The following is a 15,687-nucleotide window of genomic DNA, read 5'->3' as shown; positions in this document are numbered from 1 at the left end:
TATCCAGCATCTTTTTCAGACCATCGAGAGGCGTGCGGCCCCACACGCGGGCAGATGGCACGCAGGAAGCCCGGACTAATAAGATGGCATTGAAATCCCCCGCGTTTCGTAGAAAGTTTCCGTTGCTGGTGACCGGCGGTCTGCTGGCCATGCAACCTCTGGCCACCCCTTATGCGGTGGCTGCCGAGCAGTTCGACTGCCAAGTGTCCGCCTCCGGTGGTTGGGACTGCAAGCCCAAGTCCCCCGTCAATAACCTGCCTCCGCGCCCCGTGCACGAAGGTGCCGCGCTCACGTCCGGCACCGAAGCCCCGTCGGCTGAAGCCGAAGGCGGCGAAAAACCGATGCTGGTCACCGAGAGCAAGGGCCGTGGCCTGAAGTCGCGCAGCGAAGACTACAGCCACCTGGACTGGGTCCCGCGTGAAAAGCTCACTGCCGCGCAGCTGGCCGAAACCGGCCCGTACTGCGGTGGCGCGTATGTCGAGCCTATCCGCCCTGGCATGGCCGACACCACGCCGAAGGACGAATCGCCGACCTACATCAATGCCAAGGTGTCCAGGTACCAGCAGGAGCAGCAGATCGCTACCCTCGCCGGTGACGTGGTCATGCGCCAGGGCAGCATGCAGGTCGAGGCCGACGAGGCCAACCTCTACCAGACCGAGAACCGCGGCGAGCTCAAGGGCAACGTGAAGATCCGCGACAACGGCTCGCTGGTGGTCGGCGACGAGGCGCAGATTCAGCTCGACACGGGCGAGGCCCAGGTCGACAACGCCGAATACGTGATGCACAAGTCGCACATCCGCGGCAACGCCCTATACGCCAAGCGTGGCGAAAACGCCATCATCCGCCTCAAGGACGGTACGTACACCACTTGCGAGCCGGGCAGCAACGCTTGGCAGCTGAAGGGCAACAACATCACCCTGAACCCGGCCACCGGCTTCGGTACCGCGACCAACGTCACCCTGCGGGTCAAGGATTTCCCGGTGTTCTATACACCGTACATCTACTTCCCGATCGATGACCGTCGCCAGTCCGGCTTCCTGCCGCCGTCGTTCAGCAGCACCAGCGACACCGGCTTCATGCTGGTCACCCCGTACTACTTCAACCTGGCGCCAAACTATGACGCCACGTTGTACCCGCGCTACATGACCAAGCGTGGCTTGTTGATGGAAGGCGAATTCCGCTACCTGACCAAGTCCAGCGAAGGCCAGTTCGGCGGCGCGTACCTGAACGACAAGAACGACGATCGCAAGGACCAGACTGACTACAAAGATCAGCGCTGGATGATCAACTGGCAGCACAAGGGTGGCCTGGACGAGCGCCTGATGACTGAAGTCGACTACACCGACATCAGCGATCCTTTCTACTTCCAGGACCTTGAAACCGACCAGCTCGGCGTGAAGAGCCAGGACGTGGTCAACCAGCAGGGTGCGCTGACCTGGCGGGGTGATAGCTACACCGCTCGCCTGAACATGCACGCCTACGAAATGGCGACCATTTCGCAGATCACCCCATACGACCGCCTGCCACAGATCACCCTTAACGGCGTGCTTCCATTCCAACCGGGTGGCTTGAACTTCGCCTATGAAACCGAGGCTGTGCGCTTCGACAGGGACTTGAAAAAGGGCCCTGTGTTCAACGAAGACGGTGAACTGGACACGACCGCAGGGCCGAACGGGCGACGCCTTGATGAAAACATCTCCGGCATTGCTCGGGCCAACGGCAACCGTTTGAACGTAGCGCCTTCCATGAGCTTGCCAATGCAAGCCAGCTATGGCTTCGTTACGCCGAAACTGAAGTACGCCTACACCCATTACGATCTGGACCTGGACGGCCAAGGCAAGGCTCAAGCTATCGCCCAATCGGCCAATCCGGCGTACGGCAGCTACAACAGCTCTCTGGACCGCGACATCCCGATCTTCAGCGTCGACAGCGGCTTGTACTTCGACCGCAACACTTCGATGTTCGGCACCAATTATCGCCAGACCCTCGAACCGCGCCTGTTCTACCTCTACGTCCCCTACAAGGACCAGAAGGACATCCCACTGTTCGACAGCGGTGAAACGCTGTTCAACTTCGACTCGCTGTTCCGCGACAACCGCTTCAGCGGTGTCGATCGCATCGGTGACGAGAACAAGCTGTCGCTTGGTGTGACCACCCGCTACATCGAAGACAACGGCTTCGAGCGTCAGAACTTCAGCATTGGCCAGGCGTACTACTTCAAGGACCGCAAGGTCCAGCTGCCGGGCATCGACTACCGTACCCGCAAGGACTCGCAGTCCGACGTATCGCCATACGCACTGCTGTACAACTACTACTTCAACCGCGACTGGCGCTTCAATTCGGACTTCAACTGGGACCCGGACAGCCGCAGCACCCGCTCGGGCAGCGCGATGTTCCACTACCAGCCTGAAGACAACCCGAACAAGATCGTCAACGTCGGCTATCGCTACCGTAACGACACCATCGCCTACGACTCCACCACCGGTACCTGGAAGGTGGGCGGCGGCGACTATGGCACGCCGGGCAGCCCGAACTACATCAAGGACTACTACAAGATCCAGCAGCACGACTTCTCGGTCATCTGGCCGGTCGTACCGCAATGGAACGTCATCGCCCGCTGGCAGCACGACTACAACCGCAATCGCACCCTGGAAGCCATGGGCGGTTTCGAATACGACAACTGCTGCTGGAAACTGCGCCTGATCAACCGTTACTGGATCGACTACGACGACTTCAGCCAGGCCACTCCGCAGAACGAAAAAGGCGACCATGGCATCTTCCTGCAGATCGTGCTGAAAGGCCTCGGTGGCGTGGTAGGCAACAAGGTCGAATCTTTCCTCGACCAAGGCATTCAAGGTTACCGTACACGTGAAGACCAAGCTTATTGATCGTCTGCGCCCCGCGTTGCTGGGCGCTGTATTGCTGAGCGGCGTGGCGCATGCCGCACCGCAACCTTTGGACCGTGTGGTGGCCATCGTCGACAACGACGTGGTCATGCAGAGCCAACTGGACCAGCGCGTCCACGAGGTACAGCAAACCATCGCCAAGCGCGGCGGCGGCGTTCCGCCGACCAGCGCGCTGGAACAGCAGGTACTGGAACGCCTGATCGTCGAGAACCTGCAACTGCAGATTGGCGAACGCTCCGGCATTCGCATCACCGACGAAGAGCTGAACCAGGCCATCGGCACCATTGCCCAGCGCAACGGCATGTCGCTGGAGCAGTTCCGTGCTGCCCTGGCCCATGACGGCCTGTCGTTCGATGACGCCCGCGAGCAGGTCAAGCGCGAGATGATCATCAGCCGCGTGCGCCAGCGCCGTGTGGCCGAGCGCATCCAGGTATCCGAGCAGGAAGTGAAGAACTTCCTCAACTCGGACCTGGGCAAGATGCAGATGTCGGAAGAGTACCGCCTGGCCAACATCCTGATTCCTACCCCGGAAGCGGCCAATTCGGACGCCATCCAGGCTGCGGCGCGCCAGGTCGGCGATGTCTACCAGCAGCTCAAGCAGGGCAAGGACTTCGGCCAGATGGCCATCGAGCGCTCTGCCAGCGAAAACGCCCTGGAAGGCGGCGAGATGGGCTGGCGTAAAGCCGGCCAGCTGCCACCAGACTTCGCCAAGATGCTCAGCAGCATGGCCGTGGGCGACATCACCCAGCCAATCCGCATCCCCAACGGCTTCATCATCCTCAAGCTCGAGGAGAAGCGCGGTGGCAGCGAGAACGTGCTGCGCGATGAAGTGCATGTGCGCCACATCCTGATCAAGCCAAGCGAGATTCGCAGCGATGCCGCCACCGAGCAGCTCGCCGAGCGCCTGTATGACCGGATCAAGAACGGCGAAGACTTCGGCGAGCTGGCCAAGAGCTTCTCGGAAGACCCAGGTTCTGCCCTGAACGGCGGCGACCTCAACTGGGTCGACCCGAACAGCCTGGTGCCTGAGTTCCGCGAGCAGATGGCCAACGCCCAGCAAGGTGAAGTGACCAAGCCGTTCAGAACCCAGTACGGCTGGCACGTGCTGGAAGTGCTGGGCCGCCGCGCCACCGACAGCACCGAGCAGGCCCGCGAGCAACAGGCCCTGAACGTGCTGCGCAACCGCAAGTACGACGAAGAGCTGCAGACCTGGCTGCGCCAGATCCGCGACGAAGCCTACGTTGAAATCAAGCTGCCTGGCGCTGACCAGGCCGCACAGTGAAGCCCCTGCGCTTCGCCGTCACCCCCGGCGAACCAGCCGGCATAGGCCCCGACCTGTGCCTGCTGCTCGCCGCCGACGCCCAGCCTTACCCCCTGATTGCCATCACCAGCCGTGACCTGCTCGCCGAGCGGGCCACGCAGCTGGGGCTGGCCGTCAACCTGCTGGCGGTGCAACCGGGCCAGTGGCCAGAGCAGCCGGCGCCAGCCGGCAGCCTATATGTGTGGGACACCCCGCTGGCGGCGCCCGTCGTGGCCGGCCAGCTGAACCAGGCCAATGCCGCGTTCGTCCTGCAAACCCTGACCCGTGCCGGGCAAGGCTGCATGAACGGTGATTTCGCCGGCATGATCACCGCCCCGGTGCACAAGGGCGTGATCAACGAAAGCGGCATCGCCTTCTCCGGCCATACCGAATTTCTCGCCGACCTGACCCACACCGCCCAGGTGGTGATGATGCTGGCGACCCATGGCCTGCGCGTAGCCCTTGTGACCACGCACCTGCCGCTGCGGGACATCGCCGACGCCATCACCCCCGAGCGCGTGGAGCGCGTGACGCGCATCCTGCATGCCGACATGCGCGACAAATTCGGCATCGCCAACCCACGTATCCTGGTCTGCGGGCTCAACCCGCATGCCGGTGAAGGCGGCCATCTGGGCCGCGAAGAAATCGACATCATCGAGCCGACACTGGCCCGTCTGCGCCAGGAAGGCATGGACCTGCGCGGCCCGCTGCCGGCCGATACCCTGTTTACCCCCAAATATCTGGAGCACTGCGACGCGGTGCTGGCGATGTACCACGACCAGGGCCTGCCCGTACTCAAGTACAAAGGTTTTGGCGCAGCCGTCAACGTGACCCTGGGCCTGCCGATCATCCGCACGTCGGTCGATCACGGCACCGCCCTGGACCTGGCCGGCAGCGGCAAGGTCGACACCGGCAGCCTGCGCGTCGCCCTGGAAACCGCCTACCAGATGGCCGAGAACCGACCATGAACGAGCAATACCAACACCGGGCGCGCAAGCGCTTCGGCCAGAACTTCCTGCATGACGCGGGCATCATCGACCGCATCCTGCGCGCGATCAACGCCAAGGCCGGCGAACACCTGCTGGAAATCGGCCCGGGCCAGGGCGCCCTCACCGAGGGCCTGCTGGGCAGCGGCGCACAGCTGGACGTGGTGGAACTGGACAAGGACCTGGTGCCGATCCTCCAGCACAAGTTCGCAGGCCGCGACAACTTCCGCCTGCACCAGGGCGACGCCCTGAAGTTCGACTTCAACCAGCTGGGCGTTCCCGCGCGCAGCCTGAAAGTGGTCGGCAACCTGCCGTACAACATCTCCACCCCGCTGATCTTCCACCTGCTCAGCCATGCCGGCCTGATCCGTGACATGCACTTCATGCTGCAGAAGGAAGTGGTCGAGCGCATGGCTGCAGGCCCAGGCGGTGGTGATTGGGGCCGCCTGTCGATCATGGTGCAGTACCACTGCCGGGTCGAACACCTGTTCAACGTCGGCCCCGGGGCGTTCAACCCGCCACCGAAGGTAGATTCTGCGATCGTGCGCCTGGTGCCGCATGAAGTGCTGCCATACCCGGCCAAGGATCATCTGCTGCTGGAACGCGTGGTTCGCGAAGCCTTCAACCAGCGTCGCAAGACCTTGCGCAACACGCTGAAAGGCCTTCTCGACAGCCAGGCCATCGAAGCTGCCGGCGTCGACGGCAGCCTGCGCCCTGAGCAGCTGGACCTGGCCGCTTTCGTGCGCCTGGCCGACCAGCTCGCCGATCAGCAAGCCTGATCCAGCCCTTGCCAACCCCATCGCCGGCATGCCGGCGATGGCGCCTCAACTGGCACTCCCCTGTCTCCCCACGCACTGGCCCTCCCCCCCGCCAATAGCCTAGACTGCATGAATCGCCGTATTCGCGTGTTTGCTCAAGGCCCTTGCATGTCCGACCCCCGCTATCAGATCGACGTCAGCGTCGTGACCCGCTACCTCAAAGAACAATCCGACCCCGAAAGCAGTCGTTTCGCCTTCGCCTATACCATTACCGTGCAGAACAACGGCTCGGTCACCGCCAAGCTGATGTCCCGCCACTGGCTGATCACCAATGGCGACGGTGAAGTCGAAGAAGTGCGTGGCGCCGGTGTGATTGGCCAGCAACCGACCATCGAGCCGGGGCAAAGCCACACCTACAGCAGCGGTGCGGTGATCAGCACCCGCGTGGGCACTATGCAGGGCAGCTATCAGATGTTCGCCGAAGACGGCAAACGCTTCGATGCCGAGATCATGCCCTTCCGCCTCGCGGTCCCGGGGGCCCTGCACTGATGGCCACCTACGCCGTCGGTGACCTGCAGGGTTGCCTGCAGCCGCTCAAGTGCCTGCTCGAACGCGTGCGTTTCAACCCGGCAGTCGATCGCCTGTGGCTGGTGGGCGACCTGGTCAACCGCGGCCCCGAATCGCTGGAAACCCTGCGTTACCTGTACTCGATTCGCCAGTCGCTGGTCTGCGTGCTGGGCAACCACGACCTGCACCTGCTGGCGGCCTGGCACAACGTCGAGCGCCTGAAGAAAAGCGACACGCTGCGCGAAATCATCGAAGCACCCGATGCCGACCTGCTGCTCGACTGGCTGCGCCGCCAGCCACTGCTGCACTACGACGAGCCACGCGGTATCGCCCTGGTGCATGCCGGCATTCCGCCACAGTGGACACTCGGCAAGGCGCTGGAGCTGGCTGCAGAAGTCGAAGAGGCGCTACGTGATGACGGGCGCCTGAAGCTGTACCTGGACGGCATGTACGGCAACGAGCCGCACAAGTGGAGCAAGAACCTCAGCGGCATCGAACGCCTGCGGGTCATCACCAACTACCTGACCCGCATGCGCTTCTGCACCGCCGACGGCAAGCTCGACCTCAAGAGCAAGGAAGGCCTGGGCACCGCGCCCAAAGGCTACAAGCCGTGGTTTGCCCACAAGGACCGCCGCTCGCGCCACGTGAAGATCATCTTCGGCCACTGGGCCGCGCTCGAAGGCCGCGTCGACGAGCCTGGCGTGATCGCCCTGGACACCGGCTGCGTGTGGGGCGGGGCGATGACCCTGTACAACGTCGACAGCGGTGAATACCACCGCTGCGAGTGTGCCGACGACGGCAACCTGCGCCAGCCTCCACAACCCGATAAACTCAACGTCCACCCCTGAAGGAAGCCGTACCCATGAGCGAATTCAAGCGCATCCCTCCCGAGCAGGCCCTGGCCCTGCGCGCGCAAGGTGCGGTCGTCGTCGACATTCGCGACCCGCAAGCCTATGCCGCCGGCCACATCACCGGCGCCCGGCACCTGGACAACCACTCGGTCGCCGACTTCATCCGCAATGCCGACCTGGACGCGCCAACGCTGGTGGTCTGCTACCACGGCAATTCCAGCCAGAGCGCCGCCGCCTACCTGGTCGGCCAAGGCTTTTCGGACGTGTACAGCGTCGATGGCGGCTTCGAGCTGTGGCGCGCCACCTACCCGGCCGAAACCGCCCAAGGCACGCCCGAGTAATTTTTTCATTTTTACTGCAGCCCGCGCCCCACGCGGGCTTGCGCCTGACCTGACGAACGGTCACTGGCAACTTCCTCGCCGCTTCCCCTTGACCTTGCGGATAACCAACTATTCTTAAGCGCAGGCCATCCAAAAAAAGGGGAGAGCCGGTACACCGGCGTGCGGGTCATCGGTAGCGTTACAGGGTGTTCTGGGGGGTATACAGCAATCGGCGAACCCGGTTGCATGCCAGCATCAGCTGACTGATCCGGCGTCGTCTCCACGTATCGAGCGAGGTGACGTCATGAGTATTTTTAGCCACTTCCAACAACGTTTCGAGTCTACGCGCCAGGAAGAACTCTCGCTGCAGGAGTACCTCGAGCTGTGCAAAGAGGATCGCAGTGCCTACGCATCGGCAGCTGAACGGCTGTTGCTGGCCATCGGTGAGCCGGAACTGATCGACACCTCAACCAACTCCAGGCTGTCGCGCATCTTCTCCAACAAGGTGATCCGCCGCTATCCGGCCTTTGCCGACTTCCATGGCATGGAAGAGTGCATCGACCAGATCGTCTCCTACTTCCGCCACGCCGCCCAAGGCCTGGAAGAGAAGAAACAGATCCTCTATCTGCTGGGCCCGGTAGGCGGCGGTAAATCGTCGCTGGCCGAGAAACTCAAGCAGCTGATGGAAAAGGTCCCCTTCTACGCGATCAAGGACTCACCGGTCTTCGAGTCGCCGCTGGGCCTGTTCAATGCCACCGAAGATGGCGCCATTCTCGAAGAGGAGTACGGCATCTCGCGGCGCTACCTGAACACCATCATGTCGCCGTGGGCCACCAAGCGCCTGCAGGAATACGGCGGCGACATCAGCAAGTTCCGGGTGGTCAAGCTGTACCCGTCGATCCTCAACCAGATCGCCATTGCCAAGACCGAACCTGGCGACGAGAACAACCAGGACATCTCCGCCCTGGTCGGCAAGGTGGATATCCGCAAGCTCGAGGAATTCCCGCAGAACGACGCCGACGCCTACAGCTATTCGGGTGCGCTGTGCCGGGCCAACCAGGGCCTGATGGAATTCGTCGAGATGTTCAAGGCGCCGATCAAGGTCCTGCACCCACTGCTCACCGCCACCCAGGAAGGCAACTACAACAGTACCGAAGGCCTCGGCGCGATCCCCTACTCCGGGATCCTGCTGGCCCACTCCAACGAATCGGAGTGGCACACCTTCCGCAACAACAAGAACAACGAGGCGTTCATCGACCGGATCTACATCGTCAAGGTGCCGTACTGCCTGCGCGTCAGCGACGAGATCAAGATCTACGACAAACTGCTGGTCAACAGCTCCCTGGCCAAGGCCCATTGCGCGCCGGACACGCTGAAGATGCTCGCCCAGTTCACCGTGCTCTCGCGCCTCAAGGAGCCGGAAAACTCCAACATCTACTCCAAGATGCGCGTGTATGACGGCGAAAATCTCAAGGACACCGACCCGAAAGCCAAGTCGATCCAGGAGTACCGCGATTCCGCGGGTGTCGACGAAGGCATGAACGGCCTGTCGACCCGCTTCGCCTTCAAGATCCTCTCCAAGGTGTTCAACTTCGATCCGCACGAGGTAGCCGCCAACCCGGTGCACCTGCTGTACGTGCTGGAACAGCAGATCGAACAGGAACAGTTCCCGGCAGAAGTGCGCGAGCGCTACCTGCGCTACCTGAAGGAGTACCTGGCACCGCGCTATATCGAGTTCATCGGCAAGGAAATCCAGACCGCCTACCTCGAGTCGTACAGCGAGTACGGCCAGAACATCTTCGACCGCTATGTGCTGTACGCCGACTTCTGGATCCAGGACCAGGAATACCGCGATCCGGAAACCGGCGAAATCCTCAACCGCATCGCCCTCAACGAAGAACTGGAAAAGATCGAGAAACCGGCCGGCATCAGCAATCCGAAGGATTTCCGCAACGAGATCGTCAACTTCGTGCTGCGCGCCCGCGCCAACAACAACGGCAAGAACCCGAGCTGGCTGAGCTACGAGAAGCTGCGTGTGGTGATCGAGAAGAAAATGTTCTCCAACACCGAAGACCTGCTGCCGGTCATCAGCTTCAACGCCAAGGCCAGCAAGGAAGACCAACAGAAACACAACGACTTCGTCACGCGCATGGTGGAGCGTGGCTACACCGACAAACAGGTGCGCCTGCTGTCGGAATGGTACCTGCGGGTCAGGAAATCGCAATAAAGCGGCAAGCTACACGCCGTTCGCCCGCAGCTGGCCAACCAGCTTCGGGCGGCGGTGGCTGCTTTGCTGGCTAGTACGTGCAGCAGCTCGTAGCTTGAAGCGTGCAGCTGTTCCCAGCTACCGGAGGGACCATGAGCTACGTTATCGACCGACGCCTGAACGGCAAGAACAAGAGCACGGTCAACCGCCAGCGTTTCTTGCGGCGTTACCGTGAACACATCAAGAAAGCCGTCGAAGAGGCGGTGAGCCGCCGCTCCATCATGGACATGGAGCATGGCGAACAGATCAGCATTCCCGGGCGGGACATCGATGAACCGGTGCTGCACCATGGCCGTGGCGGCAAGCAGACCATCGTGCACCCAGGCAACAAGGAATTCACCGCCGGCGAGCATATCGCCCGGCCCCAAGGGGGCGGCGGCGGGGGTGGCGGGCGTGGCAAGGCCGGCAATTCCGGCGAGGGCATGGATGATTTCGTCTTCCAGATCACCCAGGAAGAATTCCTCGAATTCATGTTCGAAGACCTTGAGCTGCCCAACCTGGTCAAGCGCCACCTGACCGGCACCGACACATTCAAGACCGTGCGCGCCGGCATCGCCAACGAAGGCAACCCGTCGCGCATCAATATCGTGCGCACGCTGCGCTCGGCCCATGCCCGGCGTATCGCCCTGACCGGCAGCAGCCGTGCGCTGCTGCGTGAGGCGCAAAAGGAACTGGCCCGGCTCAAGGTCGAGGAGCCCGACAACTTCACCGATATCCAGGAAGTGGAACAGGAAATCGATCGGCTCAAGGCACGCATCAACCGCCTGCCCTTCCTCGACACCTTCGACCTCAAGTACAACCTGCTGGTCAAACAGCCCAACCCCAGCTCCAAGGCAGTGATGTTCTGCCTGATGGACGTGTCCGGATCGATGACCCAGGCCACCAAGGACATCGCCAAACGCTTCTTCATCCTCCTGTACCTGTTCCTCAAGCGGAACTACGACCGCATCGAAGTGGTGTTCATTCGCCACCACACCAGTGCCCGCGAAGTCGACGAGGAAGAATTCTTCTACTCCCGGGAAACCGGCGGCACCATCGTCTCCAGCGCGCTGAAGATGATGCAGGAGATCATGGCCGAGCGTTATCCGGCCAGCGACTGGAACATCTATGCAGCCCAGGCGTCCGACGGCGACAACTGGAACGATGACTCGCCGATCTGCCGCGAGATCCTGTCCAAGCAGATCATGCCGCACGTGCAGTACTACACTTACGTCGAGATCACCCCGCGTGAACATCAGGCGCTGTGGTACGAGTACGAGCGAATCGGCGAGGCCTTCCCCGACACGTTCGCCCAGCAACAGTTGGTTTCGGCCGGCGATATCTACCCGGTCTTCCGTGAACTCTTCCAGCGCAGGTTAGCCACATGACCGCCAGAGCACAGAGACGCCAACCCATTTCCACCGGGTCCGAGTGGACGTTCGAGCTGATCCAGACCTACGATCGGGAAATCAGCCGGCTGGCCGAGCGTTACGCCCTGGACACCTACCCCAACCAGATCGAAGTGATCACCGCCGAGCAGATGATGGATGCCTACGCCTCCGTGGGCATGCCGCTGGGCTATCACCACTGGTCCTACGGCAAGCAGTTCCTCAGTACCGAGAAGTCCTACAGCCGCGGCCAGATGGGCCTGGCCTACGAGATCGTGATCAACTCCGATCCCTGCATCGCCTACCTGATGGAAGAGAACACCATGTGCATGCAGGCACTGGTGATCGCCCACGCCTGCTATGGCCATAACAGCTTCTTCAAGGGCAACTACCTGTTCCGCACCTGGACGGATGCCACCTCGATCATCGACTACCTGGTGTTCGCCAAGCAGTACATCGCCCAGTGCGAGGAGCGCCATGGCATCGACGCCGTGGAAGACCTGATCGACTCCTGCCATGCGCTGATGAACTACGGCGTCGATCGCTACAAGCGCCCCTATCCGATCTCGGCCGAGGAGGAACGCCGGCGCCAGAAGGACCGCGAGGAGCACCTGCAGCGGCAGATCAACGACCTGTGGCGCACCATCCCCAAAAGTGCGGAAAAAGGCGGAGACCGCGACGATGCGCGATTCCCCTCCGAACCTCAGGAAAACATCCTCTACTTCATCGAGAAAAACGCCCCACTGCTCGAATCCTGGCAACGCGAAGTAGTACGCATCGTGCGCAAGATCGCCCAGTACTTCTACCCACAGCGCCAGACTCAAGTCATGAACGAAGGCTGGGCGACCTTCTGGCACTACACGCTGATGAACGACCTCTACGACGAAGGCCTGATCACTGAAGGCTTCATGATGGAGTTCCTGCAGTCACACACCAGCGTGGTGTTCCAACCCGGCTTCGATAGCCCCTACTACAACGGCATCAACCCTTACGCACTGGGTTTTGCGATGTACACCGACATCCGCCGGATGTGCGAAAACCCCACCGAGGAGGACCGCCGCTGGTTCCCAGACATCGCAGGCAGTGATTGGCTGTCGACCATCAAGTTCGCCATGAGCAGCTTCAAGGATGAAAGCTTCATCCTGCAGTACCTGTCACCCAAGGTGATCCGCGACCTCAAGCTGTTCAGCATTCTCGACGACGACCAGCGCGACGACCTGGTGGTGCCGGCCATTCACGACGAGGCGGGTTACCGCATCATTCGTGAACAACTGGCGTCCCAGTACAACCTTGGCAACCGCGAACCGAACGTGCAGATCTGGAGCATCGACCGCCGCGGCGACCGTTCTTTGACCCTGCGTCACCAGCAGCACAACCGCAAACCGCTTGGCGACTCCACCGAAGAGGTGCTCAAGCACCTGCACCGCCTGTGGGGCTTCGACATCCACCTGGAAACCGTGCAGGGCGAGCAGGTGGTCAAGACCCATCACATGCCTCCCCGTGGCGAGCACGGCGAAAGCGGCGACTATGGCCGCATGGACCTGGCCGTCATTCATCACCTCTAGCGCAAGGCACCGCCATTGCTGCCGACAGGGTATCCTGTGGGCAGTAATGGAGGTTGCACATGCACATCTACAAAGTCGGCGGCGCGGTACGCGATCGCCTGCTCGGGCGCCCGGTGAGTGATATCGACTGGCTGGTGGTCGGCGCGACCGTCGAGCAAATGCACGCCAAGGGCTACCGCCCGGTGGGCGCTGATTTCCCGGTTTTTCTGCACCCCAAGACTGGCGAGGAATATGCCTTGGCCCGCACCGAACGCAAGAGCGGGCGCGGCTATGGCGGCTTTACCTTCCACGCAAGCCCGGACGTGACGCTCGAAGAAGACCTGATTCGCCGTGACCTGACCATCAATGCGATGGCCGAGGACGACCACGGCAACGTCATTGACCCCTACCATGGCCAGGGCGACCTTGAGCAGGGCATTCTGCGTCACGTTTCGCCGGCGTTCGCCGAAGATCCCCTGCGTGTGTTACGCGTGGCGCGCTTCGCCGCACGCTATGCGCCGCTGGGCTTTAGCGTCGCCGATGAAACCCTGGCGCTGATGCGGCAGATCAGCGAATCCGGCGAGCTGCAGGCGTTGACCGCCGAGCGCAGCTGGAAAGAGATCGAGCGCGCTCTGATGGAGGACGAACCTCAGGTATTCATCCAGGTGCTCCACGATTGCGCAGCCCTGCAACAGCTGATGCCGGAGCTTGACGCCGATGCAGCCTCGCTGGCTGCGCTGATCCAGGCCGCCAAGCATCATCAGCCCCTGCATGTGCGCTGGGCGTGCCTGTTGCAGGGCCTTGATCCTGCATCGATCAAGGCACTGAACCAGCGCTTCAAGGCGCCACGAGAATGCCAGGAACTCGCCCTGCTGGTGGGCGAATACGCGGGGCATGGGCGCAAGGCCCTCGAACTCGAACCCCAGACACTGCTGGAGCTGCTGCAAAAGTTCGATGTGTATCGTCGGCCGCAGCGCTTCGAAGACTTCATAGCCGCGTGCGAAATGGATGCGCGTGGTGCGGGCGCACCAAGTTATCCACAGGGTGACTACCTACGCGGCGCAGCGGCGGCAGCCAGGGCGGTGGACGTGAAGCCCCTGGTGGCGGCGGGGCTGACTGGGCAAGGACTGGGAGAGGCGCTGAAGGAAGAACGACTGAAAGCGCTACAAGACTACAAAAGCGGCGCTGGCCACTGAAGCAGCCCTAATCGCTTGCGCAATCTCTGTGGGAGCCGGCTTGCCGGCGATGAGGCCAGCGAATAGTTGCAGCCTTGGGTAGCCTTTCAGTGCCCTATCGCCGGCAAGCCGGCTCCCACAATTACCCAAGCGTCAGCTGCAGCCCGCGCCACTCGAACGGCACCGGCGCCAGCACCTGTTCGATGCGCGCCTCCTGCCACAGCTGCGCCATGCGCTTGCCTACCCCCGGATGCACCAGGTCAGGCGCCAGCAGCGACAACGGCCACAGCACGAAGGCATTTTTCAGGATCTCGGCCCTGGGCAGCACCAGGCCATCGTGGTTACCGTGCAGATCGTCATACATCAGCACATCGATATCCAGCGGCAACCCCTTGCGGTCAGGGGCATAACGGCCATTGTCGGCCTCGATGAACTTGAGCCGGCGGTCCAGCTCCATCAGCGGCAAGTCGGTCTTGCCGGTCACCACGAAGTTGATGAACGGGCCGCTCTTGATCCCCACCGCCTGGCTCTCGAAGGCCGGAGAACAGCGCATGTCGGTGAGGATGGCAGCCAGCGCATCGAGCCCGGCGCACAGGTGCGCGTGGCGGTCGATGTTGCTGCCAAGGCCCAGGTAAACCGTGCTCAGAGGCATCCGCGCTCGATCTCCACGCCAACACCACCACGGGCCGCAGGAACGGCGCCCGGCTTGGTCAGCTTCAGCCGCACCCAAGGAATGTGGAACTCTTCCATCAGTACCGCGACCAGCCGTTCGGCGAAGGTTTCCACCAACTCGAAGCGTGCCTGCTCGGCAAAGGCCTGGATGCGCGACGAAACGCTGGCATAGTCCAGCGCCAGGTTCAAATCGTCACCGGCCGCGGCCGGGCGGTTGTCCCAGGCAAAGCTCAGGTCCAGGCGCAAGCATTGGCGAATATCCCGTTCCCAGTCATAGGCACCGATGACGGTCTCGACTTCCAGGCCTTCGATGAACACTCTGTCCAAGCACTTCTCTCCACAACACGACAAGGGCGACTGGCGCCGTTAGAATCAGGGCGTCCTCGCCCGGAATAGTTAGCATGTTTTGGTTACTGGCGCTGCTCGCCTACCTGCTTGGCTCGCTGTCCTTCGCCATCGTCCTCAGCCGCCTTTCGGGCAGCCCGGACCCGCGTTCCAGCGGTTCAGGCAATGCCGGCGCCACCAACATGCTACGCCTGGCGGGCCGTAAACTGGCGATCCTGACCCTGCTTGGCGACCTGTGCAAGGGCTTGTTGCCCGTGCTGCTCGCGCGCCTGGCCGGCCTCGACCTGCAGGAACAGGCCTGGGTCGGCGTCTGCGCGGTGCTGGGCCACCTGTTCCCGGTGTACTTCCGCTTCCAGGGCGGCAAGGGCGTCGCCACTGCGGCCGGCATGCTCATGGCCCTGTACTTTCCGGCCGCGCTGCTGGCCATCGGTGCCTGGCTGCTGACCTTCTACCTCACCCGCACCAGCTCCCTGGCCGCCCTGATCGCCACACCACTGACCCTGCCGTTGCTGGCCTGGCGCGAGCCCGAGGCCCTGCTGCCGATCAGCGTGCTCACGGTGATGATCGTCTGGCGTCATCGCAATAACCTTCGCGACCTGTTCGCCGGGCGCGAACGCCATTTCTGACGTT

The 15,687-nt window shown here is 62.2% G+C and carries 14 protein-coding genes; 12 read left to right on the top strand and 2 right to left on the bottom strand.

Features of this window, described 5'->3' with window-relative positions; translation table 11 throughout:
- Positions 1 to 83: 83 nt before the first annotated feature.
- From ACIPG5_RS24035 to ACIPG5_RS23985, 11 genes are all read left to right on the top strand, one after another.
- Entirely contained in the window at positions 84 to 2,888 is a 2,805-nt protein-coding gene (locus ACIPG5_RS24035; RefSeq protein WP_401378567.1) for an LPS-assembly protein LptD, read from the top strand.
- A complete protein-coding gene (gene surA / locus ACIPG5_RS24030) occupies positions 2,869 to 4,188 on the top strand; it encodes a peptidylprolyl isomerase SurA (protein WP_176516042.1) in 1,320 nt (439 codons plus the stop codon). Before ACIPG5_RS24035 ends, surA begins: the two co-directional genes overlap by 20 nt.
- A complete protein-coding gene (gene pdxA / locus ACIPG5_RS24025) occupies positions 4,185 to 5,174 on the top strand; it encodes a 4-hydroxythreonine-4-phosphate dehydrogenase PdxA (protein WP_401378565.1) in 990 nt (329 codons plus the stop codon). The genes surA and pdxA overlap by 4 nt, the downstream gene beginning before the upstream one ends.
- The gene (rsmA, locus tag ACIPG5_RS24020; protein ID WP_176516047.1) at positions 5,171 to 5,971 is read left to right on the top strand and encodes a 16S rRNA (adenine(1518)-N(6)/adenine(1519)-N(6))-dimethyltransferase RsmA; all 801 of its coding nucleotides are present in this window, start codon (positions 5,171 to 5,173) and stop codon (positions 5,969 to 5,971) included. The genes pdxA and rsmA overlap by 4 nt, the downstream gene beginning before the upstream one ends.
- A 147-nt stretch (positions 5,972 to 6,118) precedes the next feature.
- Positions 6,119 to 6,499, top strand: coding sequence for a Co2+/Mg2+ efflux protein ApaG (gene apaG, locus ACIPG5_RS24015; RefSeq protein ID WP_176513944.1), 381 nt, complete (start codon positions 6,119 to 6,121; stop codon positions 6,497 to 6,499).
- The gene (locus ACIPG5_RS24010) at positions 6,499 to 7,365 is read left to right on the top strand and encodes a symmetrical bis(5'-nucleosyl)-tetraphosphatase (RefSeq protein WP_176513942.1); all 867 of its coding nucleotides are present in this window, start codon (positions 6,499 to 6,501) and stop codon (positions 7,363 to 7,365) included. The genes apaG and ACIPG5_RS24010 overlap by 1 nt, the downstream gene beginning before the upstream one ends.
- 14 nt (positions 7,366 to 7,379) lie before the next feature.
- Positions 7,380 to 7,709: a thiosulfate sulfurtransferase GlpE gene (gene glpE, locus ACIPG5_RS24005; RefSeq protein ID WP_176513940.1), complete on the top strand. Its 330-nt coding sequence runs from the start codon at positions 7,380 to 7,382 to the stop codon at positions 7,707 to 7,709.
- 283 nt (positions 7,710 to 7,992) lie between these two features.
- Positions 7,993 to 9,915, top strand: coding sequence for a PrkA family serine protein kinase (locus ACIPG5_RS24000; protein ID WP_176513938.1), 1,923 nt, complete (start codon positions 7,993 to 7,995; stop codon positions 9,913 to 9,915).
- 131 nt (positions 9,916 to 10,046) lie between these two features.
- Entirely contained in the window at positions 10,047 to 11,321 is a 1,275-nt protein-coding gene (locus ACIPG5_RS23995) for a YeaH/YhbH family protein (RefSeq protein ID WP_286914828.1), read from the top strand.
- Complete coding sequence (locus ACIPG5_RS23990) at positions 11,318 to 12,886, top strand: SpoVR family protein (protein ID WP_176517393.1); 1,569 nt, start codon at positions 11,318 to 11,320, stop codon at positions 12,884 to 12,886. The genes ACIPG5_RS23995 and ACIPG5_RS23990 overlap by 4 nt, the downstream gene beginning before the upstream one ends.
- 59 nt (positions 12,887 to 12,945) lie before the next feature.
- A complete protein-coding gene (locus tag ACIPG5_RS23985) occupies positions 12,946 to 14,061 on the top strand; it encodes a multifunctional CCA addition/repair protein (protein ID WP_401378562.1) in 1,116 nt (371 codons plus the stop codon).
- A 121-nt stretch (positions 14,062 to 14,182) separates the two neighbouring features.
- On the opposite strand, the gene folK is transcribed toward ACIPG5_RS23985, so the two are convergent.
- Together folK and folB are read right to left on the bottom strand one after the other, a co-directional pair.
- Positions 14,183 to 14,692, bottom strand: coding sequence for a 2-amino-4-hydroxy-6-hydroxymethyldihydropteridine diphosphokinase (gene folK, locus ACIPG5_RS23980; protein WP_176517391.1), 510 nt, complete (start codon positions 14,690 to 14,692; stop codon positions 14,183 to 14,185).
- Complete coding sequence (folB, locus tag ACIPG5_RS23975) at positions 14,683 to 15,039, bottom strand: dihydroneopterin aldolase (protein ID WP_176517390.1); 357 nt, start codon at positions 15,037 to 15,039, stop codon at positions 14,683 to 14,685. The genes folK and folB overlap by 10 nt, the downstream gene beginning before the upstream one ends.
- A gap of 74 nt (positions 15,040 to 15,113) precedes the next feature.
- Between folB and plsY the strand changes: the two genes are divergently transcribed.
- Positions 15,114 to 15,683 (top strand): glycerol-3-phosphate 1-O-acyltransferase PlsY, encoded by a 570-nt coding sequence (gene plsY, locus ACIPG5_RS23970; protein WP_176517389.1) that lies wholly within the window; start codon positions 15,114 to 15,116, stop codon positions 15,681 to 15,683.
- Positions 15,684 to 15,687: the final 4 nt, after the last annotated feature.

The organism is Pseudomonas sp. NPDC087029 (assembly GCF_044745345.1).
In the GTDB taxonomy this organism is placed as follows: Bacteria; Pseudomonadota; Gammaproteobacteria; order Pseudomonadales; family Pseudomonadaceae; genus Aquipseudomonas; species Aquipseudomonas faucium.
Note: the sequence above shows the minus strand (reverse complement) of the source record. Positions and strands in the feature narration are given on the sequence as shown.

Bases quoted from the DNA above. Each gene is read 5' to 3' on its own strand.
- ACIPG5_RS24035 (WP_401378567.1), top strand. From the start codon at position 84: ATGGCATTGAAATCCCCCGCGTTTCGTAGAAAGTTTCCGTTGCTGGTG.
- rsmA (WP_176516047.1), top strand. From the start codon at position 5,171: ATGAACGAGCAATACCAACACCGGGCGCGCAAGCGCTTCGGCCAGAAC.
- apaG (WP_176513944.1), top strand. From the start codon at position 6,119: ATGTCCGACCCCCGCTATCAGATCGACGTCAGCGTCGTGACCCGCTAC.
- ACIPG5_RS24010 (WP_176513942.1), top strand. From the start codon at position 6,499: ATGGCCACCTACGCCGTCGGTGACCTGCAGGGTTGCCTGCAGCCGCTC.
- glpE (WP_176513940.1), top strand. From the start codon at position 7,380: ATGAGCGAATTCAAGCGCATCCCTCCCGAGCAGGCCCTGGCCCTGCGC.
- ACIPG5_RS24000 (WP_176513938.1), top strand. From the start codon at position 7,993: ATGAGTATTTTTAGCCACTTCCAACAACGTTTCGAGTCTACGCGCCAG.
- ACIPG5_RS23995 (WP_286914828.1), top strand. From the start codon at position 10,047: ATGAGCTACGTTATCGACCGACGCCTGAACGGCAAGAACAAGAGCACG.
- ACIPG5_RS23990 (WP_176517393.1), top strand. From the start codon at position 11,318: ATGACCGCCAGAGCACAGAGACGCCAACCCATTTCCACCGGGTCCGAG.
- ACIPG5_RS23985 (WP_401378562.1), top strand. From the start codon at position 12,946: ATGCACATCTACAAAGTCGGCGGCGCGGTACGCGATCGCCTGCTCGGG.
- folK (WP_176517391.1), bottom strand. From the start codon at position 14,692: ATGCCTCTGAGCACGGTTTACCTGGGCCTTGGCAGCAACATCGACCGC.
- plsY (WP_176517389.1), top strand. From the start codon at position 15,114: ATGTTTTGGTTACTGGCGCTGCTCGCCTACCTGCTTGGCTCGCTGTCC.